We start from the raw sequence: 26,742 nt of genomic DNA on the forward strand, positions 1-26,742 counted from the left end.
TAGCCGTGCGGGCTCGGTGCGCCATCAGGAGTACCACTGGTCTAAACCAGCTCGGAAGGGCTGCCCGGCAGTTCGGCCGAAACCGGTCTGCCCGCTCGGGGGCGCACAGCGTGCCGCACAGCTTCCCTGCTCAGCGGCGGGAACCAGCCAGTGGGGCCGGCCCCCTCAGAGCCGGGAGTCCAGCCAGCGGAGCTGGGCCGCCTCCTGGAACGGGCCGCCGCCCTCATGGTCGTTGAAGTCGTAGACCTCGATCGCCTTGTCCTGGTGCGTCCAGGCGTTGAACGCCGCGAACACCGTGGACGGCGGGCAGGTCTGGTCCTCCAGGGCGGCCGAGAACAGGGCGGGCGCACGGCCGCGGGCCGCGAAGTGCACGCCGTCGAAGTAGGACAGGGTGCGCAGCGCGTCCGCGGTGCGTCCCCGGTGCGTCCTGAGGTACAGGCCGATCTCCCGGTACGGATGCCGGTCGGTGAGCGTCGTCGCGCGCGGGAAGTCGCACAGGAACGGCACGTCCGGTGCGACGGCGGCGAGATCCGGCACCAGCGCGCCGACCGCCAGCGTGATGCCGCCGCCCTGGCTGCCGCCGACCGCGGCGGTGCGCGCCGGGTCGGTCAGCGGATGCGAACGCGCGGCCTCGACGGCGCGCACCGCGTCGGTGAACACCCGCCGGTAGTAGTAGTTCTCCGGGGCGTCGAGACCCCGGGTCATGAACCCCGGGTACGCGGGCGTGCTGCCGACCGGGTCCGCGGTGCCGCCTCCGCCGCCCCAGGCGCTGCCCTGACCCCGGGTGTCCATCACGAAGTGCGCCCGGCCCGTGGACGCCCACAGCAGGTGCTCGTGCGGTAGCCCGCGCCCCCCGCCGTAGCCGAGGAACTCCACCACCAGCGGCAGCGGCCGGTCCGCCCCGGCAGGCAGGACCAGCCACCCCTTCACCGGGTGACCGCCGAACCCCGCGAACGTCACGTCGTGCACCGTCACCGTGGACAGCCCGGTGTCGATCGGCTCGAAACGGGCGTCCAGATCGTGCGCGCGGGCTTCCCGAAGGGTCCTGGCCCAGAAGCCGTCGAAGTCGTCCGGCGCCGTGGACGCGCTGCGGTAGCCGCGCAGTTCGTCGATCGGAAGGTCGAACAGGGCCATCGGGAACGTCCTTTGCGAGGGAGAACAGTGCCGCATCGTGTAGATGATCACACCGTATGCGGGGGGTCGGGCCGCAGGCCACGTGCCCCGGTCGGGTTCCTCGGCGGTGTCCGTCGGGCCGCCCGTCGGGCGGTCGGTCGTGGGCCGACGGGGTGATGTGGGGCCGGTGGGTTCCGCCCGTGGGCGGGGGTGGGGCCGCGTGCCCGGGCCGCCGCATCGACGGCGGTGGTCGGCGGACGTCGGTGCATCCGGTCGGGTACCCGCAGGGGGCGGTGCGGAGGGTGCGGGTGACCGTTCGGGGGTGCACCGCCGCGCGGGCGCGACGGGGGAGCCGCGAGCCGCAGGGTGGGCGGCACCCCTGCGGCTCCGGGTGATGGTACGTCCGGCCGGTCCGGGCCCGTGTTGCGGCCGGGAGGCGGGGCCGGGCCGGGGTCAGGCCCTGCGGTGGGTCCACCGCGGCTCGGTGCGGGCCCAGGCGCGCTCCCACTCCGCCAGCCGGTGGCGCAGGGCGACCCGGCGGACGGCGCCGCGCGCGAGGAGCACCGCGAATGCCGTGCCGGCCGTACCGCACGCGCCGAGGGTGAGCGTGTGCTGCCAGACCGTCGCCGAGGTCGCCGGCGCCGGTACGCTCCGGCCCTGCGGGTCCAGCCACACGTCGACCGCGTCACCGCGCCGGGTGTCCGTCGGAACCCGTACGGTGGTGGTCCGCTCGGTCCCGCCCGGTTCCGTCCAGCGCACGGTCGCCCGGTACGCGTGCTGGCCGCCGGCGTGCACCGCCGACGCGGTGTCGGAGGCCCTGCCCACCACCTCGGCGCGGACCTGCCGCCGGTCGGTCTGCTGCTCCGACGCGACCTGGTGGGCCTGGCCGTGGGCCCACCAGGCGGACGCCGCGCCGGCCAGGGGCGCCCCCAGGAACAGCAGGACCGCGACGGCCAGCACCGTCCAGGCCTCGACCACGTCGGACCGGCGCCGCAGCGGATTGCGCCGCCAGCGCCAGCCGCGTACCCGGGTACGCATCTCGACCTCCTCGCGTCCACCGCGGCCGGCCGGGCGGACGGCCGTGCGAGGCGGTCCGCCGCTGCCTCCGCCGCACGCCACGCGCGCGTGCCCGCGGACCGCAGCCCAGGTGCCCGTCCAGGGCGCCGGGAAACCCGGACCCGGGCACCCGCGCAGGGCCATGTCTCGCGAACCCGAGCCGGGGACTGGTCCGCTGACGCGGGCCCCGTCCGGCCGCGTCCGGGCCCGGGGCGGCAGTGGGGTCCGGGGCCGGCGCTGCGGTGCGGCCGTGCAGCTCGGCGGCGCCTGGGCAGCGGGTCCCGGGGGTCTCGGGGACAGCATGGCGGGTCCTGGGCCGCTGCTCCGGAGTGCGGGGCGGCGGGATGCTCGGGGCCTGTGGGGGCGGGTGCGGGGTTGGTCGTGGGTGGTTCCGGGCGTGGGTGGTCAGAGGGGAGGCCCGGGCTGCCGGGTGCGGCCGGTCCTGAGCGGCCGGTCCGGGTCGGCGCGGGCCGCGTCGGGGTGTGTGGGGTGGTCGTCAGGTGGGGCCGGGACCGGCGGGGCAGGTTGCCGTGGGTGGCGGGCCGGGACGTGTGGCGGCTGCCAGGGTGCCGGCGGGCCGGTCGGCAATGGTCCGGGCGGCATGGTCAGGGCCTGTGGTGGCCGGGCCGGGGCAGGCCGCGGGAGCCCGGTGCGGTCGGCGACCCGCCGAGGCACGGCAGCTGCGACGGCCGGGTGGAGACCACCCCGGGATCCTGGACCTTGGATGCCGGGCCTCGGATCCCGGATGCCGGCCCTCGGATCCCGGATGCCGGGCCTCGGCCCCGGGATCAGCCGAAGCGCTCGATGCGGATCCGGTCCACCGGCTGCCCGCCCGCGACGAGCAGTCGGGAGGCGTGTTCGGCGAACGCGTTCGAGCCGCACACGTACGCCTCCCAGCCGCCGGGCGGCGCCTCGGCCAGCAGCGGAGCCAGGTGCACGGACGTCATCCGCCCCACCGGCACCCCGTCGGGCGCGGTGCGCGTGAACACCGGCGTCGTCTCGGCGCCGTACTCCCGCGCGTAGATCAGCTCCTCGGGACTGCGCGCGGACACCAGCAGCCGCAGCGGGACCGCCGGCCCCCGCGCCCGGTGGTGCCGGACCATCGACATCAGCGGTACGACCCCGGATCCGGCGCCCACCAGCAGCGCGGGCCGGTCGCCCGGCCAGGCGAAGAAGCCGCTGAGCGGGCCGCGCACCTCGACCCGGTCCCCCGGCCGGGCCACCGTGTGGAACCAGCCGGAGACCTCACCGCCCGCGACGTGGTCCAGGGTCAGCTCGATGTGCCCGCGGTCGTCGGGTGCGGACGCCAGCGAGTAGTGCCGCTGGGCCACGTAGCCGTCCGGGGCGGTGAGCCGCAGCATCAGATGCTGTCCGGGCAGGTGCCCCACCCAGCCGGGCACGGCGAAGCGGAACGTGGCCGCACGCGGTGTCTCGCGGCGGATCTCCGTGAGCGTGGCGGTCTGCCACCGGGCCGCCTCCCGCTCGCTCGCCGCGATGCGCCCGGGCACGGCGAACCGCGTCGGGGGAGTGAAGGAAGGCACCGCCCGTGCCGCTGTCTCAGTCACCGGAGTACCGCTGCTCCTCCCAGGGGTTGCCGCGCGCGTGGTAGCCGTTCTGCTCCCAGAAGCCCGGCTCGTCGTGGTCGAGCAGCTCCAGACCCGCGACCCACTTGACGCTCTTCCAGAAGTACAGGTGCGGCACCACCAGCCGGGCCGGGCCGCCGTGTTCGGCGGCGAGCGGCCTGCCGTCGTGCTCCCACACGATCCAGGCGCGCCCCCCGGTCAGGTCCGCGAGGGGCAGATTCGCCGTGTAGCCGGTGTGCGCGTAGGCGACCGCATGGGTCGCGGACGGCAGCGGGCCCGCGGCCTGCAGGAAGGTGTCCAGGGACACCCCGCCGAACCGCACACCGAACTTGGACCAGCCGGTCACACAGTGGATGTCGCCCTCGTAGGCCGACGCCGGCAGCGCGTGGGCCTCGTCCCAGGTCCAGCTGCACGGCTCGGCCACCAGCCCGCCCAGCCGGAAGGACCAGTCTGCGGCGGCCAGGTCGGGGGTGACCTCGGCGGACAGGACCGGCCAGTCGTCGCGGGCGTCGTACTGACCGGGGGGCAGTCCGGTCCGGCCGGTGCGCGGGCGGCCGGTGAAGCCTCGGGTGATGTTCATGGGGAGGTGTCTTCCGGGCGGCCGGTCGGGGCCGCCCGCGGGTCGGGGCGGACGGGGCGGGGCGTGGCGTGCGCAGTCCACGGTACGCGGTGGCGGCTACCGGTCGGTTCCGGCCCCCGACCCGGCGTTGTACCGCTCCAGGTAGGCGGCGAAGCGCAGCAGGTCCGCCTCCGGCCAGTCGGCCAGCCGCTCCCGGAAGGCGGTGCGGCGCCGCTCGGTGACCTGCGCCAGCAGGCTTCGGCCGGATTCCGTCAGATGCAGGACCTGCACACGGTGGTCGTCCGGATCGACGCGGCGCTCCACCAGGCCGACCCGCTCCAGAGCGGCCACCTGGCGGCTGACGGTGGACTTGTCCAGGGCGTAATGGGCAGCCAGGTCGGTTGCCCGGCAGCCGTCCCGCTCCTCCAGATGCCCGAGCAGCGTGTACGAGACCAGCGACAGCTCCGGGTGCATCCGGCCCGCCGAGGCGCGGGCCCGGCGGGCGAAGGCCGTCATCTCGCGCTGGATGGTCTCCACGGCCGCGGCCGTGGCCGCCGCGGAGCCGTCGGAGCCGCCAGGGGCGCCGGTCGTCCCGTCGGACGCCTCGACTGCTGCCATGGGACCCGCCTCCTTCGTTCTGGTTGTACAGTACAACTTGAGAAGTGAGTTGTATAAGCCAACTATCGCACCTGTGTCCGGCGCCACCGCGACTGCGCCCAGGGCGGTCCGGTTGGCCCGACGACGGGAGGCCCCGACCGATGAGGTCGCACGCCCTGCGCCATGTGCTCGCGCACCTGATCACCCCGCTGCTGATGTGCCTCGGCATGGGGCTCGCCTATCTGGGGGCCTTCGTCACCCCCGAGCCGAACCATCTGCCGGTCGCGGTGGTCGGCACCGGACCCGAGGCGGAGGTGCTCGCCCGGTCGGTGCAGGAGGGGGCCGGGGACGCGCTCGACGTCCGGACCGTCGGCACCCGCGCCGACGCGGTCGGCCTGCTGAAGTCCCGCGACCTCACCGGCGCCTACGTGCCCGGAGGGCGGACGCCCGAGGTCGTGGTGGCCACCGCCGCCTCCGACATGGGCGCCCTGGCCGCGGAGAAGGTCTTCGCACCGCTCGCCGAACGCCGGGGCGTACCGCTGAAGGTGACCGACGTGGCCGCCCCGGTCGACGACGACCCCACCGGCCAGGGGCTCTTCTTCCTGCTGATCGCCGTCAGCATCGGCTCCTACGCTTCCGTGGCCGCGCTCGGCGCCGCCGGGGCCGGGCTGCCGATGAGGGTCCGGGTGCTGCTGACGCTCGGCGTCTCGGTCGTGGTCAGCGGTATCGGCGGGCTGCTCGCCGGCCCGGTGTTCCACCTCGCGCACCACTCCCTCGCCGGCCTGTGGGGCCTGGCCTGGCTGTACGCGGCGGGCATCCTGTTCCTCGGCCTCGGCCTGCACACCTTCCTCAAGCGGTGGACCACGCTCGCCATGACGGTGCTGTTCGTGATGCTCAACTTCACCAGCTCCGGCGGGCTGTTCCGGCCCGAGCTGCAGAACGGCTTCTTCGGCACCCTGCACGCCTTCTGGAACGGTGCCGGGTTCGTCGAGGGCGCCCGCAGCCTGCTGTACTTCGACGGTGACGGACTGGCCCGCACCGTCTGGACGCTGCTCGCCTGGCTGGTGCTGGGCCTGGCCGCGGTGGCGGTGGCCGCGCTCCGGGAGCGGGCGACGGCACCCGTCGCAGCGGAGCACCCGGCCCGGACGGAGCGGCTGGAGCGGACCGCCGACGAGGAGGCCGAGGAGACCGTTGCCGTCTGACCGGTGCCGAGCGGAGCGGTGCCCTCCGGCAGTTGGGGTAGGGTGACCGACGGCCGCGGACCGTCCCGGCCCTCGGATGCGAGGAGGTGAGTCCCATCACCGCAGTGTCGGCCAGGGTGCTCTCACCTCATACCGGGCGGCTCGCCGTCCACGGGTGACCGCGGAGAGCGCCCTTCGGATCCCGAAAGGCTCTCGCACCCCATGACCACTCTGTCTTCCGTCACCCCCTCCCGCCTCTCGTCCCGCGACTCCGTCGTCTCCGCCCTGCGCACCGCGGGCTGTGTCTTCGCCGAGGACGAGGCGGAACTGCTCCTCGCCAGCGCCCGCACCCCGGCGGAGCTCTCCGGCATGGTGCTGCGCCGAGCCGCCGGTCTGCCGCTCGAACTCGTCCTGGGCTGGGCCGAGTTCCGCGGCCTGCGCATCGCCGTCGCCCCCGGGGTCTTCGTCCCGCGCCGGCGCACCGAGTTCCTGGTGGCGGAGGCCGTCGCCAGGGTGCCCGGCGCCTCCCTGGTCGTGGACCTGTGCTGCGGCTCGGGCGCGGTCGGGGCGGCCCTCGCCGACGCCCTCGACGGCCCCGAGCTGCACGCCGCCGACATCGACCCCGCCGCCGTCGAGTGCGCCCGCGGCAACCTCGCGCCCTTCGACGGCCGGGTGCACACGGGCGACCTGTACGAGGCGCTGCCCGGTGCGCTGCGCGGCCGGGTGGACCTTCTCGCGGCCAACGTGCCCTACGTACCCAGCGCGGCGGTGCCCCTGCTGCCCGCCGAGGCCCGCGAGCACGAGCCGGCGGTCGCACTCGACGGGGGCGCGGACGGTCTCGACGTGCTGCGCCGGGTCGCCGCCGGTGCGGCCGGCTGGCTCGCCCCGGGCGGCTGCCTGCTGTCCGAGACCGGCGCACGCCAGGCACCGGCGGCGCTGGCGGCTTTCGCCGAGGCCGGCCTGACACCGCGGCTCGCGGTGTCCGAGGACATGTACGCCCATGTGGTGGTCGGTGTCCGCGAGTGAGTGCCGCCCGCTGTGGGTGCCGTCCGGGAGGCGCGTGCCCGCTGCGCCTGCCGTCCCGAGGCGAGCGCACGGTTGCGGTCGCCGTCCACGAGCGGACGCACCGCTCGCCCGTGGCGGTCACAGCCGGGCCACGGATGTCCCGGTCGGCTGCGGCGACCGTGCCCCGGGCTGGGACGTACCGGTCGGCCGTGCCGACTGCGCCTCGGGTGGGGATGTACCGGTCGGCCGTCCCGGTGGGCGCCCGGGAACGGACGCGTATCGCTCGCCCGTGGCGGTCACAGCCCGGCCACGGATGTCCCGGTCGGCCGTCCCGGTGGGCGCCCGGGAACGGACGACGTACCACTCGCCCCCGCCGGCCCTGCCGACCGCGGCGGCCGGTCCGGGCCGTCCAGCGGGCGGCGTTCGGTCAGCGCACCTGTTCCGGGCGTGTCGCACGGGCGATGAGCAGTGCCACGTCGTCGGCGTTCTCGGGCTCGTGCAGGGTGCGCAGCAGCAGGTCGCAGACTTCCTCCAGGGGGCGGTCCGGGCCGTCCAGCAGCGTGAGCAGGGCGTCGAGCCGCTCGTCCAGCGGATGCCGCCGCGTCTCCACCAGGCCGTCGGTGTAGAGGACCAGCTGGTCGCCGGGCTCCAGATCGACGGCGGTGGTGGCGAACGGCACCCCGCCGACCCCCAGCGGCACGCCGGTCGGCAGGTCGAGCAGCTCGGGGCGTCGGCCGGCGCGCACCCGGATCGGTGGCAGATGACCGGCGTTGGCGATCCGGACCTGCTGCTTGTGCGGGTCGTGCACGGCGTAGACGCAGGTGGCGATGGACTGGTCGAGACCGCCGGTGGTCCGCTCCAGATGCTCCAGCAGCATCGCCGGGTCCAGGTCGAGGGAGGCCAGGGTGTTCGTGGCGGTGCGCAGCCGACCCATGGACGCCGCGGCCGTGATCCCGCTGCCCATCACATCGCCCACCACCAGCGCCGTCTTGCAGCGCTCCAGCGGGATCACGTCGAACCAGTCGCCGCCGACCTCACTGGTCGCCTCGGCCGGCTGGTAGCGGGAGGCCACCTCCAGTCCGCCGGTGACCCGGGGGTGGCTGGGCAGCATGCTGCGCTGCAGGGTGAGCGCGCTGTTGCGGGCGTTCTGGTACCAGCGGGCGTTGTCGATCTGCACCGCCGCGCGGGCGGCCAGCTCCCGGGCCAGCAGCAGGTCGTCCTCGCCGAACGGCAGCGGATTGCGGGTCCGCTTCAGGTCCAGGGAGCCCAGCACCTCGCCGCGGGCGATCAGGGGAACCGCCAGATACGAGTGCACACCGGCCCGGCGCAGCAGTTCGGCGGCCTCGGCGGAGCGGGCGATGCGGGGCAGGTCCCCGTCCCGCACGTGCGGGACCATCACCGGGTGCGCGGTGCGCACGCACTCGGTGACCAGCCGGTCGGGACCGTACCGGGCGACCTGCCCCGGCGGGTCGGCCGCCGCCAGCGCATCGGGCTCGTCCACCGCCTGCACCGCCAGCGCCCGGATCACCGCGGGCTCGGCCGGGCCCAGGGTGCTGCGCCGGCCCTTCACCACCGCCTCCAGCAGATCCACGGCCGCGACGTCGGCCAGTGCCGGCACCGCCACGTCGGCCAGTTCGTGCGCGGTGCGGTCCAGCTCCAGGGTGGTGCCGATCCGGGCGGAGGCGTCTGCGACGACGGCCAGCCGCCGCCGTGCGGCCTCGGCCTCCACGGCCGCCCGGTACTGCTCGGTGACATCGACCACCGAGGCCGCCACGCCCAGCACCGTCCCGACGGCGTCCTCCAGCCGGTACAGCGAAACCGACCACGCGTGTTCCTCGTCCGGATCGGCCGGGGTCCGGCCGGTCGTGGGCTGGTCGACCAGTGGCCGGCCGGTCTTCAGGACCCGGCGTGCGGCGTTCTCCAGGGCGTCCGCATCCACCTGCGGCAGCACCTGGTGCACCGTGCGCCCGAGATGCTCCTCCGCCGGGATGCCGTTGATCTGCTCCAGGGCGGGGTTGACGGAGACGTACCTCAGCTCGGTGTCCAGGACCGCGAGCCCGATGGGGGACTGCTCGATCACCCGCGTCGACAGCGCCACCTCCCGCTCCAGCCGGCGCACCGTCGTCTGGTCGGCGGCGAGGCCCAGCGCGTAGACGTCGCCCCGGTCGTCCAGCAGCCGCATGTTGCGGAACTCCACCAGTCGCGTCGTGCCGTCCTTGCGGCGGATCGGGAACGCCCCGGCCCAGCCCTCGCCGGTCTTCATCACCTCGGCGAACAGCTTCACCACCAGGTCGAGATGGCGCTCGTGCACCATGATCCGGGCGGCGTGCTGCCCCAGCGCCTCCTGAGCGGAGTAGCCGAACAGCTCCTCGGCCTGCGGGCTCCACAGCACGATCCGGCCCTCGGCGTCCAGCACCACCGACGCCACGCCCAGGACGTCGAGCAGCCCGCTCGGCCGCACCGACCCGCGGGGCGGTTCCTCGCCCTGGAACACGGGAGATCCGGCTGCACTCATCCCAGGCCCCGCCTTCGCCGATCCGGACGGCACACCTCTTCGATGCCGACTCCCCTGTTCTACCGCGTTCTACCGCTCGTAGCGCCCTTTCTCCGGGGTCCTCGTGCCGCACGGGCGGACCCTGCGGGCGATTTGGTCTGTACATGACCTTCGGGTCGCGTCAGACTGTGCGCCGGGCGCGCGGGCGCTGACCCCGCGTGCCTGCCCCGTGCCACCACCGCCGCGCCAACCCGCCCCCCACGGAGGAGACCCCATGCCCCCGCGCGCCCGGCAACGTTGTCACGCCGCCCTCACCGGACTGGTCGCCCTCGCCGCCGCCACCGTCCTCGCCACCGCCCGGCCCGCCGTGTCCGCCACGCCCGCGACCGCTGCCGACACCTGGACCGAGGTCGGCTCCGACCGGGCCCGTCCGCTGACCGAGAGCCAGGGGCTGACCTCGGTCGAGATCCCGGCCGGCAGCCCCAACCGCTACACCGGCATCGGCACCATCCCGCTCGGTGTCTCGAGCCGGGGCTGGAACCATGTCGGCGACCCCGACGCCTCCTACGACGGTCACTACATCGAGCCGTACCAGCGCGACGACGGCGGCGCGAAGATGTACCGGGTGCAGGCGCCGGACGGAAACTGGTCGGAGTACGTGCACGCCCTCAGTCCGGGTGAGGCGCTGAACAACTCCTGGGTCGCGGTCTCCCCGGACGGCCAGTGGATGCTGACGGGCGAGTGGGGCACGATGAACCGGCTGCTGGTCCTGCCGACCCCGGGCGTCAACCCGGCCACCTCGCCCTCGGCCGACCTCCCGCAGGCGGCCACCGTGCATCTGGACCGTGCCGTGCGCGACGTCCAGGGCTGTGACTTCGTCACCGCGACCCGGCTGCTGTGCTCCTCCGACGACCCGGACGGCACCCTGTTCGGTATGACGAAACCGCTGCTCCAGGTGGATCTGTCCACCGCCCCGAACGGCGCGGCCGATGTCACCGGACGGGTCACCGCCCTCCGGCAGCTGCCGCTGCGCAGTGCCTGCTCGGGCGGCTTCGAGACCGAGGGCGTCGACTACGACCGGCGTACCGGCACCCTGCGGGTGATCGTCCTGTCGCCGGGCTTCTGCATCCTGACCGACAGCAAGACGTACCGTTTCGTCCGCGGCTGAGCCGCGCCACGGCGCCGCCCCGCACTGCTGGACCACGCCGGTAGTGCTCCGCTCGCGGTGGTGCTTTTCTTGGGTTGGGGGTGCGGTCCGCGGAGCGCCCGCGGTGCCGCACCGCGGCCCGAGAGGAGCGATCACCATGGCAGGCGAGCGACTGCATCCGGAATCCGTCTCGGTCGAGCTCAGTGGATGCAGCAAGGAAGACGCCCGGGTCGTGTTCGACGCCCTGCGCGCGTGCTACTCGTCCGACCGGCGCGCGGAGGACGTGCCCCGGGAGTTCCACGAGGTGCGGCCGACCGTGTGGCTCGGCACCTTCGACGTGGCCGACGCGCGGGAGAGCGATCCGGGTCCGCTGCGGCTCAGGGCCTCCGTCGAGGCCGATGTGCAGGGTGGCTACTGGGCGATCGAGCGGTTCCGCACCACCCTGGACCACCTGTTCACCGTGCAGGACCTGAGCACGGCCTCCGGGGACCAGGAGCGCGAGCTGCACGTACGGCTCGAGAACCGCTGAGACCGGCCTCCGTGCGCGAACCGCCTTTTGCAACTAGTTGCAAAAGACGGGGCCGTCCTCTACAAAAGAGGCACGACACCGCGCACGGAGGGCCCGATGAGCCGATACCCCCACCTGCTGAGCCCGCTCGACCTGGGCTTCACCACGCTGCCCAACCGGGTCCTGATGGGCTCCATGCACGTCGGCCTGGAGGAGGCGGAGCGCGGCTTCGAGCGCATGGCCGCCTTCTACGCCGCCCGCGCCCGCGGGGGAGTGGGCCTGATCGTCACCGGCGGTATCGCGCCCAACGACGAGGGCCGGCCCTACGAGGGCGGCGCCAGACTCACCACCGAGGCGGAGGCCGAGCAGCACCGCGTCGTCACCGACGCCGTGCACGCCGAGGGCGGGCGGATAGCCCTGCAGATCCTGCACTTCGGCCGCTACGCGTACCACCCCGACCTGGTCGCACCCAGCCCGCTGCAGGCGCCGATCAGCCCCTTCCCGCCCCGCGAGCTGACCGACGCCGAGGTCGAGCGCACCATCGACGACTACGCGCGCACCGCCCGGCTGGCCCGCGAGGCCGGTTACGACGGCGTGGAGATCATGGGCTCCGAGGGCTATCTGATCAACGAGTTCATCGCCGCGCGGACCAACCAGCGCACCGACCGCTGGGGCGGCTCCTACGCGAACCGCATGCGCTTCCCCGTCGAGATCGTCCGCCGGGTGCGCGAGGCCGTCGGCGAGGACTTCATCCTGATCTACCGGCTGTCCATGCTCGACCTGGTGCCCGGCGGCTCCACCCTCGACGAGGTGACCACCCTCGCCAGGGCGGTCGAGGCGGCCGGCGCCACCATCATCAACACCGGTATCGGCTGGCACGAGGCACGCATCCCCACCATCGCCACCTCGGTGCCCCGCGGCGCCTACACCTGGGTGACCCGGCGGCTGATGGGCGAGGTGAAGGTCCCGCTCGTCACCACCAACCGCATCAACACCCCCGAGCTGGCCGAGCAGCTGCTCGCCGACGGCGCGGCGGACATGGTCTCGATGGCCCGTCCCATGCTCGCCGACCCCGACTTCGTCGCCAAGGCCGCGGCCGGTCGCCCGGAGGCGATCAACACCTGCATCGGCTGCAACCAGGCCTGCCTCGACCACACCTTCAGCGGGCAGATCACCTCCTGCCTGGTCAACCCGCGCGCCTGCCACGAGACCGAACTGGTCCTCGCCCCGACCCGGCTGCGCAAGCGGATCGCGGTCGTCGGCGCCGGACCGGCCGGCCTCGCCTGTGCGGTGAGCGCCGCCGAGCGCGGCCACGCCGTCACCCTCTTCGACGCGGCGAGCGAGATCGGCGGCCAGCTCAACGTGGCCCGCCAGGTCCCCGGCAAGCAGGAGTTCGACGAGACACTGCGCTACTTCCGCACGCAGCTCGACGAGCACGCCGTCGACGTACGCCTGGACACACCCGTCTCCGCCGCAGACCTGGACGGCTACGACGAGATCGTCGTCGCCACCGGCGTCACCCCCCGCGTCCCCGACATCCCGGGCACCGACCACCCCAGCGTCGTGGGCTACCTGGACGTGCTGCGCGACAAGGCCCCCGTCGGCGACCGGGTCGCGATCCTCGGTGCCGGCGGCATCGGCTTCGACGTCGCCGAGTACCTCACCGACGGCGGCGACGGAGCGCACGAGGACCCCGAGACCTACTTCCGGCTCTGGGGCGTCGACATGGAGTACGAGGGTTCCGGCGGCCTCACCGCCCCGGAGCGGCCCGCCCCGCCGCGCACCGTGCACCTGCTCCAGCGCAAGACCACCAAGGTCGGCGCCGGGCTCGGCAAGACCACCGGCTGGATCCACCGCGCCGAACTCAAGCACCGCGGCGTCGCCATGGTCCCGGGCGTGACCTACGACCGGATCGACGACGCCGGGCTGCACCTCACCGTCGACGGCGAGTCCACGGTGCTCGAGGTCGACACCGTCGTCCTGTGCACCGGCCAGGAACCCCGTCGCGACCTGTACGAGGAGCTGGCCGCAGCCGGCCGCAGCGTGCATCTGATCGGCGGCGCAGACGTGGCCGCCGAACTGGACGCCAAGCGGGCCGTCAAGCAGGGCACGGAACTGGCCGCGGCCCTGTAGACCGCGCCGCCCCCGGCCGCCGGTGCCGTCCCTAGGATGAGTCCATGTCACTCCCGCACGCGATCCTGACCGCCCTGCTCGAGAAGCCGTCGTCGGGGCTGGAGCTGACCCGCCGGTTCGACAGGTCGATCGGCTACTTCTGGTCGGCGACGCACCAGCAGATCTATCGCGAGCTGGGAAAGCTGGAGGCCGAGGGGCTGATCCGGGTACTGCCGTCCGAGCAGCCGGCCCGCGGACAGAAGAAGGCCTACGAGGTCCTGCCCGCGGGCCGCGCCGAACTGGCCCGCTGGACCGCCGCCTCCCATGACCCCAGGCCGCTGCGGGACGCGATGCTGCTGCGGCTGCGCGCCGCCGCCGTGGTCGGCACCGACGGCATCGAGCCGGATCTGCGGCGCCATCTGGAGCTGCACGAGAGACAGTTGGCCGAGTACCGGGAGATCGAGCGGCGGGACTTCCCGCCCGGCCGGGACAGTACCGAGGACCGGCTGCGCCATCTGGTGCTGCGGGCCGGCATCGACCTGGAGACCTTCTGGACCGAGTGGCTACGGCACGCGCTGGCGGAGTTCACGGAGCTGCCGGGTCAGCCCGGCTCCGCGGGGCCGGGCTGACCCGGCCCGCGGGCCTTCGCCGGCCTCCCGGTCCGCGGACCCGTCGCCGTCAGAAGCGGTAGGGCTTCGACCGGCGGCGCAGGAACCAGGCCGCCGCGATCAGACCGGTACCGGCCAGCGCAGCGCCCGCCACCAGCGTCACCGTCCCGTAGTCCTTGACCGCGCCGCCCACACCGCCCAGCACTCCGCGGGACGGCGACGCCGACGGGGACGGGGTCCGGGTGGGTGTCGGTGCCGCGGAGACGATGACCGACTGGGCGCCGGCGGTGCTGTTGTTGGAGCACACGACGACCACCGTGTATGTGCCGGGGCTGACGTTCGACCAGGAGGCCGACTGGCCGGCGCTGGTCCCCGACAGCGCCACCTGACGGCCCTCCGCGAAGCTCGCCTGGGTGCTGGTCAGCAGCGAGGCGGTGCCCCAGCTGCCGTTGAGCCGGCCGCAGGCGGTCGTGGTGACCGAGACGGTGGAGCCGGTGGTGCTCACCGAGATCCCGGGCCCGGCGGCGGCCGGCCCGGCGGTCAGGGTGAGGGGCAGCACGGCTGCGGCTGCCATGGTCGGGCCGAAGCGAAGAAGCGGCTGTGAGATGCGCATCTGGACTGCCCTCCGGCGGCACGGTCGGCGGTACATCCCTGGCGCCGCCGGATCGGGAGTGCCCGTGCTGCCTCACCGGCAGCCAACCGCCCCGCTGTCCCGCCCGCATGCCGAGCGCAGCCGCCCAGGTGACCCTCCCGGGCCCGGCGCCCTCAGCCTCCGCCCGTCGTCACCGTCCGCTCCGCCGAGAAACCGCCCCAGGTGCCGTCGGGCAGCTTGGCCCGGATCCGCACCCCGTGCGTGACGCCGTCCTCCTCGCCCGCGTAGAAGCTGTACTCCGCCCGCTCGCGGGGCGCGTCGGCGCCGTACACCAGCGAGGTGGCCGGCCGTCCGTCGAGCTCGATCTCGTACTCGGTGATCACCCCGTCGGCGCGCGGCGGGAACCAGGACAGGTCGAGGTAGTGCGCCCGGCCGTCGCGGTGGGTCGACACGCGCAGCTCCGTCGGGGCGCTGCTGCGCCCGTCGTCCTGGCCGGGCGTGGTCAGCCGGACGACGGCACTGGCCGGGGAGACGTTGTCCGAGGCGTCCCGGGCACGGACCGTGAAGGTGTAGCGGGTGCCCGGGCGCAGCCCGGTGACCACCGCGGCCGTCTGGTTCCCGCTCACGCTGTGGATCTTCGTGTCGCCCTGGTGGATGTCGTACGACGCCACGCCGCGGTCGTCCGTAGCGGCGGACCACGACAGCTGGACCGCCCGCCCGCCCGCCGTCCGGCCCCGGGCGTCGCCCGGGCGGGACGGCGGCGAGTCGTCGGCGGCGACCACCGCCGGGGTGGTCGCCCGGACCTCCCGGCTGCGCGGCCCCAGGCGGCCCTCGGCGTCCCGCGCCCGCACGGTGAAGACGTACGTCGTAGACGGCTTCAGCCGGATGACGTCCACCATGCGCTCGGCGCCCGGCACTTCCGTCACCTTCGTCCCGTCGCGGTACACCTCGTAGCCCTCGGCGTCCGGGATCGCGTTCCACATCACATGGACGCTGGTCGCGCTGCCGGCCTCGGCGGTGACGCCGGTCGGCGCGCCGGGCGGCCGGTCGTCCCCGCCCGGCCCGGCGGTGCCCCGGCCGCAGGAGGCGAGCAGAGCGAGGGCGCTGCAGAACAGGGCGCAGCGGCGCAGGGCGGAGGCGACGGAACCGCCTCGCACGGAACCGCCTCGCACGGAACTGCCTCGCACGGCTCTGCCTCCGGGACACGACACGACGTTAATGGTCCGGACCAATATGCGCTGCTGACGCGATCACATCAAGAGTGCGCGGCGTGCCGGAAGCCCGGAGGGATTACGTATGCTGAACCTCCCGTGGTCGAAGTGCCCCGCGACAGCGGAGAGTTCGGCCGACGGCGCGGACCGCTGTCGTCGCACGTCCCGCGCCGGCACGGGCGGCCGGGCGACCGGGGCCGGCAGGGTCCCGGCCGCCCGGCCTCCTGTCGGCGGGCGACGCCCTGCGCCGTCCGGGCCTTCGGTGCTGGACGCATGATCCGTGGAAGGACAGATTGGGCCGCGTGTCCGTCATGTCCCCCCAGGAGAGGCCCACCACGTGCGTGTCCCGTCGCTGACACTGGTCGCGGCCAGCGCCGCCCTGCTCGCCCCGACGACGCTCCCCGACGCCCCGCCCCCGGCGCGGCCCGGACCGCAGGCGCGGCACGGCTCCGCGCCGGGCTCCGCCGCCCCGGTGCGCGCCGCCGACCTGCTGGCCGCGGTGCGCGACTGCACCCCGGTATCGCAGGGCCGCTACCGCACCGACGCCCGTACCCCGCCCCGCATCCCGGTCTGCGGGCTGCGGGACGCGGTCTTCTGGAAGGCCGACCTGGACATCGACTGCGACGGCCGGGCCGGGGACCACTGCAACCGCCGCACCGACCCGTACTTCACCCAGGCCACCGCCTTTCCGCAGTCCGACGGCCGACCGCTGGACGCGGAGACCCTGCCGTACGTCGTCGTACCCACCCCGAGCAGCCTGTGGGACTACCGACGGCACGGCGTGCGCGGCGGCTCCGTGGCCGCCGTCGTGTACCGGAACCGGGTGCAGTACGCGGTCGTCGGCGATGTCGGCCCGCGCGGCATCATCGGCGAGGCTTCCTACGCCACCGCGAAGGCCCTCGGCATGTCCCCCGACCCGCGCAGCGGCGGAGCGCCGGACGGGGTCACCTACATCGTCTTCAAGAACAGCAGGGCCGAGCCGATCGAGGACCGGACCGCCGCAGAGCGCACCGGGGAGCGGCTGGCCCGCGCCTTCCTCGGCTCCGGCTGAGCGGCGGTCAGGTCTTCCGGTAGGAGTACGCCTCCGTCGCCGCCGCCTCCACCGCCGCGAGCTCCGCCCCGGTGGCCGCCGTGACCACCGCGGCCACCGCACCCTCGACGAACGGGGCATCCACCAGGCGCGTGCCTTCCGGGAGTTCGTCCCCCTCGGCGAGCAGCGCCTTCACGGTGAGCACCGCACTGCCCAGGTCGGCGAGGACGGCCACGCCGGCACCCCGGTCGACCGCCGCGGCGGCCTCCACGACCAGCTCGGCACTGGTGCCGAACCCGCCGTCCGCGGTGCCGCCCGCCGCGGCGACGGGCACCGCCGTACCACCGCCCGCCAGCGCCTTCGCCAGCTCGGCCACCGACACCGCCACCTCGGCGCTGTGCGACACCAGCACGATCCCGACCCGGTTCTCGTCACTCACCGGGGGCCTCCGCGGCGTCGACGAGCGCGGCGACGAGCAGCGCGGCCGAGGTGGCGCCGGGGTCCTGATGCCCGATGCTGCGCTCACCGAGATAGCTCGCCCTGCCCTTGCGGGCCCGCATCGGCGTGGTCGCCCGGGCTCCCTCCTCGGCCGCCTCACGGGCCGCGGCGAACGAGCCGCCGAGTGCCTCCACGGCCGGCACCAGCGCATCGATCATGGTCTTGTCGCCGGGTGCCGCCCCGCCCAGCGCCCGCACCGCGTCCACTCCCGCGCCCAGCGCCTCGGCCAGGCGCTCCTCACTCACCTCCGTCCCGTCCCCGAGCGCCTTGCCCGTGCGCCGCAGCAGCGTCCCGTACAGCGGCCCCGAGGCGCCGCCCACGGTGGAGACGAGCTGCCGCCCGGCGAGCATCAGCACCGCCCCCGGCGTGGCGGGCGGCTCCTTCCCCAGCGCGGCCACCACGGCCCGGAAGCCGCGCTGGAGATTGCTGCCGTGGTCGGCGTCGCCGATCGGGGAGTCGAGGGCGGTCAGCCGCTCCGCCTCCCGTTCCACGGACGTGGCGGTCGCCGTCATCCAACGGCGGAAGAACTCGGCGTCGAGCACGGGATCTCCTTGCCTGGTAGGTACGGTGCGATCCTTCCCCGGCGCGGCGTCACATGCCCCACCGGAGCCCCGGCGTGCGTACCGGAGCGTCCCACAGCCGCAGCAGCTCCTCGTCGACCTGGCACAGGGTCACGGAGGCGCCCGCCATGTCGAGGGAGGTGACATAGTTGCCGACCAGGACCCGGGCCACGGCTACGCCGCGTTCGCCGAGCACCCGCTGCACCTCGGCGTTGAAGCCGTACAGCTCCAGCAGGGGTGTCGCGCCCATTCCGTTGACCAGCACCAGGACCGGGTTGCGCGGGGTGACGTCGTGGAGGATCGCGTCGAGGGAGGCCTCGGCGATCTCTCCGGAGGTCATCATCCGCCTGCGCTCGCGGCCCGGTTCGCCGTGGATGCCGATGCCCAGCTCCAGCTCGCCGGCCGGCAGCTCGAAGGTGGGGCTGCCCTTCGCCGGGGTGGTGCAGGCGCTGAGCGCGACCCCGAAACTCCGCGAGCCCTCGTTGACCTGACGGGCGATCGCCTCCACCCGCTCCAGCGGCCGGCCCTCGTCCGCCGCCGCGCCCGCGATCTTCTCCACGAACAGGGTGGCGCCCGTGCCGCGCCGCCCGGCGGTGTAGAGACTGTCCGTCACCGCCACATCGTCGTCCACGAGCACCTTCGCGATCTGGATGCCCTCGTCCTCGGCCAGTTCGGCGGCCATGTCGAAGTTCAGCACGTCACCGGTGTAGTTCTTGACCACGAACAGCACCCCGGCCCCGCTGTCCACGGCGGCCGCGGCCCGCACCATCTGGTCGGGCACCGGGGAGGTGAACACCTCGCCGGGACAGGCCGCCGACAGCATGCCCGGCCCCACGAACCCGCCGTGCAGCGGCTCGTGCCCCGACCCGCCCCCGGACACCAGCGCCACTTTCCCGGCGACCGGCGCGTCCCGCCGTACGATCACCCGGTTCTCGACGTCCACCGTCAGCTCCGGATGGGCGGCCGCCATCCCCCGCAGCGCGTCCGCGACGACGGTCTCCGGGACGTTGATGAGCATCCTCATGGGTACCTCCTGGGAAGCCTGGCAGGCGGGTCCTGACCTGCGCTCTGCTGGTCGGAGCAGGGCCGGGCAGCTCACGAGCGAGCCGCCCGTCGCAGTCGTAGCGGATTCTGACGGTACTGACCCCGACTCGACCGGGCGACTCCGGCCCGCTGCCCGGTGCCGCCGCGAGCCCGGGTCGCCCCGAAGGGCGACCGCAGCCAGCGTCGGGAGCGTGCCCGGCCGTGTTCGCCCGATGCGGCCGGTCGGGGAGCGGAGCGCGGCGGGCCCGGCCATGGCGCCGCCCGCTGCGGGACCGGGCGAGGTCCCGAGCGCGGTGCCGCCGGGCCGGGTGGTCGTCGAGGCGTCCTCCTCCCGCTGCCGCAGCGTCGCGTTGCGCGCCAGTGCCTGCTCACCGGAGAAATGGTAGAGCGCCCCGTCCCGCTGCCGCTGCCATGAGCCGGACGCGGGCGGTCCGCTCGCGTCGCCCGGCGTGACCGCACCAAGGCAGTCGTCCGCGATTACGGCCCGCGCCCGCAGGGCTGTCGTCCGATGCTCGCCGTCCGCGGCGGGGCTGCGGAACGGGGCCGACCCCGAGGGCGGTTCCCGTTGAGCCCGGCGGAATACCGTTGGCGGAACATCGCACGTCGAACCACCGCCGACGGGCTGCGGCGCATGGAGGCTCGGTCGGTCGACACAGTGGGGGAGCACGAGGCGCATGGCCGGACATACACACGACGACGGCCACACACCGGCGGGGTGGACGGGAGCCGTGGTCGCGACCGCCGGGTCCGTGGTGGCCGGTGTGGGTATCTGCGTCCGGAGCCGGGGATCCGGCTCGGGCTCGGCATCCTGGCGGCGTCCGGCGCGGTCACCTGGATCCTGCGCCTCGCCGGGTGGGGGAAGCCTCCCGGGCCGCCGTCGGCCGACCGGCGGGGCATGCGGACGCGGGACCGTTCCGCACGCCAGGGGCACACGTACTGTCTCGGATGCCGGCCGGCCGGTCGGCGGGGGGCACCGGTCCGAACGGGCCGGGCCACCGTGCCCGCCGTGGCCCGAGGGACGGTCCCCGCGGCAGATGTGTCGCCCTGAGCGGTGCGGCACCCCTTCGCGCACGGCAGGACCCGCTCGCGCAGTGCCGTAAGGAGACCGCAGGGCCCGTGCCGAGAGTGCCGGACAGGACGGCGGCGTCCCGGGCCGGCGAGACACCGGCGAGGGTCCGGTCCGTCAGCGCGGCGGGGTCCTCGGCGCCGCCACGGCCACTCCACCGATGCGGCACGGTCTGGCAGGCTGTCAGTGCCAAACCGGCGGTCGGGCGCGGATACCGGGCGGTCGCCGGGTCGGGTGGGAGACGGCGGACCGGCTCTTCCACCGATGTGTGACGCCGCTGCTCCCGGCGCTCCGGCGGAACGGGCGCGGTGCGCGGGCCCCGCGGCCTCAACCGCTCGACACGCCGGGCCCGGTCGGCGTGCCCCGCGCAGGCGTCCGTGGAACACCCCGCCGCGTGCCGCGGCGCGGACGACGGCGGTTCCCGCCCGGGGCGGGCCCGCCGGATCGTCGTCGCGGGCCCGGAGCGCGGGCCGGCGGCCACCTCCTGAACCCGGACGCGATCGGCGGTCATGCGGGCACCGGGGTGTACCCACGCGGTCTGAGCACCCGGCCCGATCGGTGCGATCTCCCGCTTCCGCACCGGGCCGGCCTGCGGTGCGTGGAGACCGGCACGGGCCGGTGGAGCCGTCGGTGCGCGCCGCGGGCGGCCCGGCCGCAACCGGGCCGGCAGAACGGCTCAGGCGGCTGCCGCGACCTGCGTGCGCAGGGCCGTGAGGAGCCAGTCGTGCGCCGAGCCGGGGGTCGGTTCCGGACGGCTACCCGATGGGGTGAGCACCCCGGCCGTGAGTTCCCAGTACCCGTCGAGCCGTGGGTCGGCGCCGAGCTGTCCGGCCAGATCGCGGCGGAAGCCGGGAGTGTCCCGGGTGCCGTACGCGCTCGCGTAGGCGGCGACGAAGCCGTCCAGTGCCTCTCCGGCACACGGTTTCCCGTCCCGGCGCAGCTGCGCACCCGCCAGCTCGTACGCCTCGGCGAGTCCGGCGTACAGCACGGCCGCCGCCCGGCCCGCCCCCGCGCCGCGGTGCGCGGCCGGCTGCGGGCGCCCGGTACCCGGGCACGGGCGGGTCACCAGGGCGTGCAGCCGGGCGAAGGCCAGCACCTGGTGCGGATCCGGGTCGTCGGGCGGCTGCGGCACGGCCGCCTCCAGAAACGCGCTGACCGACCGGGCCGGCATCCGCGGCGGCAGCCAGCCGCGCCAGAACCGTGCCAGCGGCGCCGTGCTCGGTGGGGCCGGCACCGCCCCCACCAGACGCAGACGGTCGGCCCGCGCGCCGGGCGGGCAGTCCTGCACCAGCCGCAGCGCCGCCTCCCGCCAGCGCAGGGCCCGGAGCTCGGAGCCGAGCACCCGCAGCCGTCCGGCGACGGCGGCCTCCAGGGCTCCGCCCCCGTCGGCGGCCCCGTCGTCCTGCCCGTCGAGGACCCGCCGGACCTCGGGGACCGGCAGGTCGAGGGCGCGCAGGGAGCGGATCAGGCGGAGCCGCTCCAGCGCGTCGGGGTGGAAGCGACGGTGTCCGCCCGAGCTCCGGGAGGCCTCCGGCAGCAGGCCGCGGTCGGAGTAGAAGCGCACGGTCTTGACCGTGACGCCCGCCTGTCCGGCGAGTTCACCGATGCTCCACAGACCGTCATGGGACATGGGCTGTTGAACCTCCCTCAGGGGGAGTTCCTACCGTACCGACCAGCGCGGGCCCGGCAACCGGCCGGTCCGCGAAGGACGGCGTGCCGAGGAGAGGCTCCATGACCGTATTCATCCTGGTGCCCGGTGTGTTCACCGGTGCCCATGTCTGGCAGGACACCGCTGCGCGGCTGACCGCAGCGGGCGCGGAGGCGCGCGCGGTGGCCCTCACCGGACTCGACGCCTCCCGTCCCGGCTGCCGGTCCGGCGTCGACCTGGAGACGCATATCGCGGACGTGATCGCCGAGATCGACTCCGTGGACGCCACCGACGGCCGGCCGATCGTGCTGGTCGGTCACGACTACGGCATCCATCCCGCGCTGGGCGCCGCCGACCGCAGGGCGCAGCGTGTCGCCCGGATCGTCCACCTCGACGCGGGACTGCCGGCGGACGGCGTCCCGGCCCTGGCCGCGGTGCCCGACCAGGCGCTGCGCGCGCAACTGGCCGAGCTCGCGGAGAAGCTCGCGGAGCCGGGGGAGACCGGAGCCGAGCCGGTGCCGTCGGACCGGGCCGGCTGGGGGCGCTGGGGCAGCACCGCGGGAGTTCCCGACGCGGCGCTGGACCGGCTCACCGCCCTCGCCGCACCGCAGCCGCTGGGCACCCTGGTCCAGCCGCTGCGTCTGACCGGCGCCGTGGACCCGGTCCCCAGGACGGGGGTGCTGTGCACCGGCAACGGCGCCGGCATCGAGATGGTCCGGAGACTGGTGGGCTTCGGCGATCCCGCCCTGCAGGCCCTGGCCGACCCCCGGACGACCTTCTTCGAACTCGGCACCGGGCACTGGCCGATGCTGTCCTGTCCCGCCGAACTGGCCGAGGTCCTCCTGCAGGCCGCGGCCGGCGAGGGGCAGCGGCTGCAGCCGCACGGTACCGAACCGCCCGCTCACCTGCGGCCGTTCCTGCTCGAGGTGCCCGAACTCCCCCGCGAACGGCGGGGCCACGTCGACCTCTACCCGCCCGGCGGGCAGGACCCGCGGCCCGCGGTGGTGTTCGTGCACGGTGGTCCGGTGCCCGCCGGGGTCCGGCCCACCCCGCGCGACTGGCCGACCCTGATGGGATACGCGCGGTACGCGGCGGCCCAGGGGCTGGTGGGTGCAACCCTCGACCACCGTCTGCACGACGTGGCCGACTACGAGCGGGCCGCCGCGGACGTGGCCGCCGCGGTCGAGCTGGTCCGTGCCGATCCCCGGGTGGACGCGGACCGGGTCGCGCTGTGGTTCTTCTCCGGCGGCGGACCGCTCATGGCGGACTGGCTCACGGCGCCCCCGCCGTGGCTGCGCTGTCTCGCGGCCAGCTACCCGATCCTGGCCCCGCTGCCCGGCTGGGGGATGACCGGGAGCAGATTCCACCCCGCGGACGCTCTGGCGGACGCGGGCCCCGTGCCCGTCGTGCTCACCCGGGCGGGCCGGGAGATGCCCGAGATCGCGGCGACCGTCGAGGGGTTCCTGGCGGTTGCCGAGGACCGGGCGGCGGACGTCGAGGTGGTCGACGTGCCGCACGGCCGTCATGCCTTCGAGACCCTCGACCCGACCGACGAGTCGCGTGAGGCGGTCCACCGCGCGATGCGCGCCGTCCGCGCACGGCTGACGGCCTGAGCCCGGCCCGGCGGCTCCCCGGGCGGGTCAGGCGTTGTCCCGCAGCCGATGGCGCAGCGTGCCGGCGAACTCCTCGGCCGTCGCCAGGCGGGCGCGGAGCGTGTCGCAGCGTTCGTCGGCCACTCCAGGTGGTCCTCGGCGCCCTCGGCGTCGCCCGGCTGATGCGGTTCGTCCCCTGCTCCGTGACGGTCGGCTTGCCATGATCGGCCAGACCATGATCAACGTCCGGGTCCCGGGCGCCCGTACCCGGCTGTCCGTCCGGCCCCGCACGCTCCGGCGGATGCCGCTGGGCGAGACCGCAGTCATGGCGACCACGGTGGTCGTCGTGGTCGCCATCCACAACCTCGCCGCCGGTGCGGTCGTCGGCTCCGTCGCCGCCATGGTCGTCTTCGCCAGGCGGGTCGCTCACCTCGCCCATGTCTCCGGCGTGGTCGACCCGGACGGCACGCAGGTCGTCTACTCGGTCACCGGTGAGCTCTTCTTCGCCTCCTCCGGCGATCTCGTACATCAGTGCGACCGCCTGGGCGACCCGGACGACGTCGTCATCGACCTGTCCGGCACCCACATCTGGGACGCCTCCCCGGTCGCCGCGCTGGACGCCATCGAGACCAAGTACGCCCGGCGCGGCAAGAAGGTCGTCATCGTCGGCCTCAACGAACCCGGCGCCGCGATGCACCAGCGGCCCGCCGGCGAGCTCACCGGCGGCCACTGACGGCCGCGGCGGCCGAAGCGCTGCCGCGCCCCGGGCGTGTAGCGCGCCCGAGGCGAGGTACTTCGGCTGCATGGCTGGTATCGATCTCCACAGCACCGCGTTCGGCGACCACAGCATGATCCCGCGCCGCTACTCCCTGGAGGGCGAGAACCTCTCCCCGCCGCTGGACTGGTCCGGCGTGCCGGGGGAGGCGACCGAGCTGGCACTGCTGTGCGAGGACCCGGACGCGCCGTCCGGGACCTTTGTGCACTGGCTGGTCACGGGCATCGATCCGCACAGCGGGGGACTGGGAGCCGGCGAGACCCGGCCCGGCAGCCATCCGCATCGCAACGGCTTCGGCGAGCAGGGCTGGGGCGGCCCGCTGCCGCCCGTCGGCGACGCGGCGCACCGCTACTTGTTCCGGCTCTACGCCCTCCCGGCGCCCGTGTCCCTCCCGGACGACGCCACCGCCGCCGACGCCCACCGCGTCCTCGACGAGCAGCAGCTCGCCAGCGGCACCCTGGTCGGGCTCTACCGGCGGTGATCGCCGCGGCGGGCGCGGGGCCCGCTCTCCCGCAGGGCGGGCGCGGGGTTCACGGTGAGTGGACGAACCCGAGCGCGACCGCGGCCATCCCGGCCCACACTCCGATACCGGTCAGCCACCACGTGCCGCTGAGCAGTCCCATGCCGAGGAACGCCGCAGCCGCCGCCAGCAACGCGAGCTGTCTGCGCCGGATCCCGCGGTCCGGACGTGAAGTGGCCATGGACGCAGAATGCCCCGGCGGGCGCCGGAGCGCAGCCGTCCGACCGGAACTCTGACGGTGTCCTGACGGCGCCGTCAGGACACCGTCAGAGGGGCGTCAAAGGCGTACCGACCGGCGTATGGGAGCCGTCAACGACGACCGGATCCCGCCACCGAGGGGGTTTCCTCGACTCGTCCGTTTCTTCGTTCGAGTCTCCCGAGGAGCTGCGATGGCCGACGTGGCCTTCGTCGTCACCACGGTCGCGGTGTTCGCGCTCGTGGCTCTCGTCGCCAAGGGGGTGGCGAAGCTGTGACCACCGAGAACGCCGTCGGCCTGGTCGTCGCCGTCGCCCTGCTGGGCTATCTCGTCCTCGCCCTGGTCTTCCCGGAGAGGTTCTGAGCCCCACCATGAGTCCCGCTCTTGCCGACGTGCTCCTGGTGACCGCGCTGATCGGCGCGCTCGCCCTGGTGCACCGTCCCCTCGGCGACCACATGGCCGCCGTCTTCACGTCCGCCAAGCACCTGCGGGCGGAGAAGTGGATCTATCGCGCGGTGGGCGCCGACCCGGACACGCAGATGCGCTGGCCGGCCTATCTGCGCGGCGTGCTGTTCTTCTCCGCCGTGGGCGTGCTGTTCCTCTATGCGCTCCAGCGGGTGCAGGACAGGCTGCCGCTGTCACTCGGGTTCGAGCCGATCACCGCGGACCAGGCGTTCAACACGGCCGCGTCCTTCGTGTCCAACACCAACTGGCAGTCCTACTCGGGTGAAGCGGCGATGAGCCATGTCACCCAGACCATGGGCCTGGCCGTGCAGAACTTCGTCTCGGCGGCTGTCGGCATCGCCGTCTCGGTCGCGCTGATCCGCGGCTTCGCCCGGTCGCGCACCGGTGAACTGGGCAACTTCTGGGCCGACCTGGTGCGCGGCACCGTCCGCATCCTGCTTCCGCTGTCGGTGGCCGCCGCCCTGGTCCTCATCGCCTGCGGTGCGATCCAGAACTTCGGCGACATCCACACGGTCACCACGCTGACCGGTGACAAGCAGGCCATCAGCCCCGGCGCGGTCGCCTCCCAGGAGGCCATCAAGGACCTGGGCACCAACGGCGGAGGCTACTTCAACGCCAACTCCTCCCACCCGTTCGAGAACCCCGGCGGCTTCACCAACCTGCTGGAGATCTTCCTCCTGCTGCTCATCCCGTTCGCCCTGCCGCGCACCTTCGGCACGATGGTCGGCAACGTGCGCCAGGGGTACGCGATCGTCGCAGCGATGGGCGTCATCTGGTTCCTCGGCGTCGTCGCCGTGACGCTCACCGAGTACGCCCACCCGGGCACCGCCTCTCAGCTGGCGGGAGGCGCGATGGAGGGCAAGGAACAGCGCTTCGGCGAGGGCGACTCCGCACTGTTCGCGGTCTCCACCACGATGACCTCGACGGGGTCGGTCAATTCCTTCCACGACTCCTTCCAGGGCCTGTCCGGCGGGGTGCTGCTGCTCGGCATGATGCTCGGCGAGATCGCGCCCGGCGGCGTCGGGTCCGGCCTCTACGGCATGCTGATCATGGCGGTCGTCGCGGTGTTCATCGCCGGCCTGATGGTCGGCCGCACCCCCGAGTACCTGGGCAAGAAGATCGGCTCGCGCGAGATCAAGCTGGCCGCCTGCTCCATCCTGATCACCCCGGCGCTGGTGCTGACCGGCACCGCCCTGGCGATGGCCCTGGGCAAGGGGCAGTCGTCGATGACCAACATCGGCGCACACGGCTTCACCGAGGTGCTGTACGCCTACACCTCGGCGAGCAACAACAACGGCTCCGCCTTCGCCGGCTTCGCCGCGGACACGCCGTACCACAACACGGTGCTGGGCCTGTGCATGCTGATCGGACGGTTCCTGCCCATGGTGTTCGTCCTCGCGCTGGCCGGCTCGCTGGCCGAGCAGAAGCCGGTGCCGACCACCGCCGGCACCCTGCGCACCGAGCAGCCGCTGTTCACCGGTCTGCTGGTCGGCGCGATCCTCATCATCACCGGGCTGACCTTCTTCCCTGCGCTCGCGCTGGGCCCGCTCGCGGAAGGGCTGGCGGCATGACCACCGACGCC

The 26,742-nt window shown here is 74.3% G+C and carries 25 protein-coding genes and 1 pseudogene; 13 read left to right on the forward strand and 13 right to left on the reverse strand.

The genetic code is table 11. The features are described from left to right. Positions 1–165 precede the first annotated feature (165 nt). The 5 genes from V5O46_RS11690 to V5O46_RS11710 form a co-directional block, all read right to left on the reverse strand. The gene (locus V5O46_RS11690; protein WP_332884459.1) at positions 166–1,134 is read right to left on the reverse strand and encodes an acetylxylan esterase; all 969 of its coding nucleotides are present in this window, start codon (positions 1,132–1,134) and stop codon (positions 166–168) included. Positions 1,135–1,566: 432 nt separating this feature from the next. After that, a complete protein-coding gene (locus V5O46_RS11695; RefSeq protein ID WP_332884460.1) occupies positions 1,567–2,151 on the reverse strand; it encodes an Rv1733c family protein in 585 nt (194 codons plus the stop codon). A gap of 806 nt (positions 2,152–2,957) precedes the next feature. After that, a complete protein-coding gene (locus V5O46_RS11700) occupies positions 2,958–3,734 on the reverse strand; it encodes a ferredoxin reductase (RefSeq protein ID WP_332884461.1) in 777 nt (258 codons plus the stop codon). Further along, positions 3,727–4,332 carry a sulfite oxidase-like oxidoreductase gene (locus V5O46_RS11705; protein ID WP_332884462.1) on the reverse strand — a complete coding sequence of 202 codons (606 nt, stop codon included), beginning with the start codon at positions 4,330–4,332 and terminating at the stop codon, positions 3,727–3,729. Before V5O46_RS11705 ends, V5O46_RS11700 begins: the two co-directional genes overlap by 8 nt. Before the next feature lie 96 nt (positions 4,333–4,428). Continuing rightward, entirely contained in the window at positions 4,429–4,929 is a 501-nt protein-coding gene (locus tag V5O46_RS11710; protein WP_332884463.1) for a MarR family winged helix-turn-helix transcriptional regulator, read from the reverse strand. A gap of 140 nt (positions 4,930–5,069) precedes the next feature. Here V5O46_RS11710 and V5O46_RS11715 point away from each other — a divergent pair, with 140 nt between their 5' ends. After that, entirely contained in the window at positions 5,070–6,110 is a 1,041-nt protein-coding gene (locus V5O46_RS11715; protein WP_332884464.1) for an ABC-2 transporter permease, read from the forward strand. A gap of 201 nt (positions 6,111–6,311) precedes the next feature. After that, on the forward strand, positions 6,312–7,115 hold the full coding sequence (locus tag V5O46_RS11720; protein WP_332884465.1) for a putative protein N(5)-glutamine methyltransferase: 804 nt from the start codon (positions 6,312–6,314) through the stop codon (positions 7,113–7,115). Between the two features lie 406 nt (positions 7,116–7,521). On the opposite strand, the gene V5O46_RS11725 is transcribed toward V5O46_RS11720, so the two are convergent. Next, positions 7,522–9,609, reverse strand: a complete 2,088-nt coding sequence (locus tag V5O46_RS11725; RefSeq protein WP_332884466.1) for a SpoIIE family protein phosphatase — start codon at positions 9,607–9,609, stop codon at positions 7,522–7,524. A gap of 253 nt (positions 9,610–9,862) precedes the next feature. Between V5O46_RS11725 and V5O46_RS11730 the strand changes: the two genes are divergently transcribed. From V5O46_RS11730 to V5O46_RS11745, 4 genes are all read left to right on the forward strand, one after another. Next, entirely contained in the window at positions 9,863–10,756 is an 894-nt protein-coding gene (locus V5O46_RS11730; RefSeq protein ID WP_332884467.1) for a hypothetical protein, read from the forward strand. 136 nt (positions 10,757–10,892) lie between these two features. After that, a complete protein-coding gene (locus V5O46_RS11735) occupies positions 10,893–11,264 on the forward strand; it encodes a hypothetical protein (RefSeq protein ID WP_332884468.1) in 372 nt (123 codons plus the stop codon). Positions 11,265–11,360: 96 nt separating this feature from the next. Further along, positions 11,361–13,376, forward strand: a complete 2,016-nt coding sequence (locus V5O46_RS11740) for an NADPH-dependent 2,4-dienoyl-CoA reductase (protein ID WP_332884469.1) — start codon at positions 11,361–11,363, stop codon at positions 13,374–13,376. A gap of 44 nt (positions 13,377–13,420) precedes the next feature. Next, a complete protein-coding gene (locus tag V5O46_RS11745; protein ID WP_332884470.1) occupies positions 13,421–13,984 on the forward strand; it encodes a PadR family transcriptional regulator in 564 nt (187 codons plus the stop codon). 49 nt (positions 13,985–14,033) lie between these two features. On the opposite strand, the gene V5O46_RS11750 is transcribed toward V5O46_RS11745, so the two are convergent. Together V5O46_RS11750 and V5O46_RS11755 are read right to left on the reverse strand one after the other, a co-directional pair. Continuing rightward, entirely contained in the window at positions 14,034–14,576 is a 543-nt protein-coding gene (locus V5O46_RS11750) for a hypothetical protein (protein WP_332884471.1), read from the reverse strand. 152 nt (positions 14,577–14,728) lie between these two features. Beyond that, positions 14,729–15,712: a fibronectin type III domain-containing protein gene (locus V5O46_RS11755; RefSeq protein WP_332884472.1), complete on the reverse strand. Its 984-nt coding sequence runs from the start codon at positions 15,710–15,712 to the stop codon at positions 14,729–14,731. A gap of 391 nt (positions 15,713–16,103) precedes the next feature. On the opposite strand from V5O46_RS11755, the gene V5O46_RS11760 reads away from it, so the two are divergent. Next, a complete protein-coding gene (locus V5O46_RS11760) occupies positions 16,104–16,817 on the forward strand; it encodes a glycoside hydrolase family 75 protein (RefSeq protein WP_332884473.1) in 714 nt (237 codons plus the stop codon). A 7-nt stretch (positions 16,818–16,824) separates the two neighbouring features. Here the strand turns inward: V5O46_RS11760 and V5O46_RS11765 are convergent, their stop codons facing one another. From V5O46_RS11765 to V5O46_RS11780, 4 genes are all read right to left on the reverse strand, one after another. After that, the gene (locus tag V5O46_RS11765) at positions 16,825–17,235 is read right to left on the reverse strand and encodes a PTS sugar transporter subunit IIA domain-containing protein (RefSeq protein ID WP_332884474.1); all 411 of its coding nucleotides are present in this window, start codon (positions 17,233–17,235) and stop codon (positions 16,825–16,827) included. Further along, a complete protein-coding gene (gene dhaL, locus V5O46_RS11770; protein WP_332884475.1) occupies positions 17,228–17,836 on the reverse strand; it encodes a dihydroxyacetone kinase subunit DhaL in 609 nt (202 codons plus the stop codon). Before dhaL ends, V5O46_RS11765 begins: the two co-directional genes overlap by 8 nt. A 49-nt stretch (positions 17,837–17,885) precedes the next feature. After that, a complete protein-coding gene (gene dhaK / locus V5O46_RS11775; RefSeq protein WP_332884476.1) occupies positions 17,886–18,878 on the reverse strand; it encodes a dihydroxyacetone kinase subunit DhaK in 993 nt (330 codons plus the stop codon). A 1,762-nt stretch (positions 18,879–20,640) separates the two neighbouring features. Next, complete coding sequence (locus V5O46_RS11780; protein WP_332884477.1) at positions 20,641–21,594, reverse strand: MerR family transcriptional regulator; 954 nt, start codon at positions 21,592–21,594, stop codon at positions 20,641–20,643. Positions 21,595–21,695: 101 nt separating this feature from the next. Between V5O46_RS11780 and V5O46_RS11785 the strand changes: the two genes are divergently transcribed. The 3 genes and pseudogenes from V5O46_RS11785 to V5O46_RS11795 all read left to right on the forward strand — a co-directional run bounded on the left by V5O46_RS11785 (position 21,696) and on the right by V5O46_RS11795 (position 24,460). Continuing rightward, positions 21,696–23,225 carry an alpha/beta fold hydrolase gene (locus V5O46_RS11785; protein WP_332884478.1) on the forward strand — a complete coding sequence of 510 codons (1,530 nt, stop codon included), beginning with the start codon at positions 21,696–21,698 and terminating at the stop codon, positions 23,223–23,225. 187 nt (positions 23,226–23,412) lie between these two features. After that, positions 23,413–23,937: pseudogene (locus V5O46_RS11790) on the forward strand (STAS domain-containing protein); the annotation flags it as partial. A 70-nt stretch (positions 23,938–24,007) separates the two neighbouring features. After that, positions 24,008–24,460, forward strand: a complete 453-nt coding sequence (locus V5O46_RS11795) for a YbhB/YbcL family Raf kinase inhibitor-like protein (protein WP_332884479.1) — start codon at positions 24,008–24,010, stop codon at positions 24,458–24,460. A 49-nt stretch (positions 24,461–24,509) separates the two neighbouring features. Here V5O46_RS11795 and V5O46_RS11800 read toward each other — a convergent pair whose 3' ends face one another. Continuing rightward, positions 24,510–24,680: a hypothetical protein gene (locus V5O46_RS11800; RefSeq protein ID WP_332884480.1), complete on the reverse strand. Its 171-nt coding sequence runs from the start codon at positions 24,678–24,680 to the stop codon at positions 24,510–24,512. A 118-nt stretch (positions 24,681–24,798) separates the two neighbouring features. On the opposite strand from V5O46_RS11800, the gene V5O46_RS11805 reads away from it, so the two are divergent. From V5O46_RS11805 to kdpA, 3 genes are read left to right on the forward strand one after another with little or no spacing between them, the layout of a single operon-like run. Continuing rightward, on the forward strand, positions 24,799–24,972 hold the full coding sequence (locus V5O46_RS11805; RefSeq protein ID WP_332884481.1) for a hypothetical protein: 174 nt from the start codon (positions 24,799–24,801) through the stop codon (positions 24,970–24,972). Then, complete coding sequence (gene kdpF / locus V5O46_RS11810) at positions 24,969–25,058, forward strand: K(+)-transporting ATPase subunit F (protein ID WP_332884482.1); 90 nt, start codon at positions 24,969–24,971, stop codon at positions 25,056–25,058. The genes V5O46_RS11805 and kdpF overlap by 4 nt, the downstream gene beginning before the upstream one ends. Positions 25,059–25,066: 8 nt before the next feature. Next, the gene (gene kdpA / locus V5O46_RS11815) at positions 25,067–26,731 is read left to right on the forward strand and encodes a potassium-transporting ATPase subunit KdpA (RefSeq protein ID WP_332884483.1); all 1,665 of its coding nucleotides are present in this window, start codon (positions 25,067–25,069) and stop codon (positions 26,729–26,731) included. Positions 26,732–26,742: the final 11 nt, after the last annotated feature.

Origin of the sequence: Streptomyces poriticola, from assembly GCF_036689765.1 — a bacterium.
Classification (GTDB): domain Bacteria; phylum Actinomycetota; class Actinomycetes; order Streptomycetales; family Streptomycetaceae; genus Streptomyces; species Streptomyces poriticola.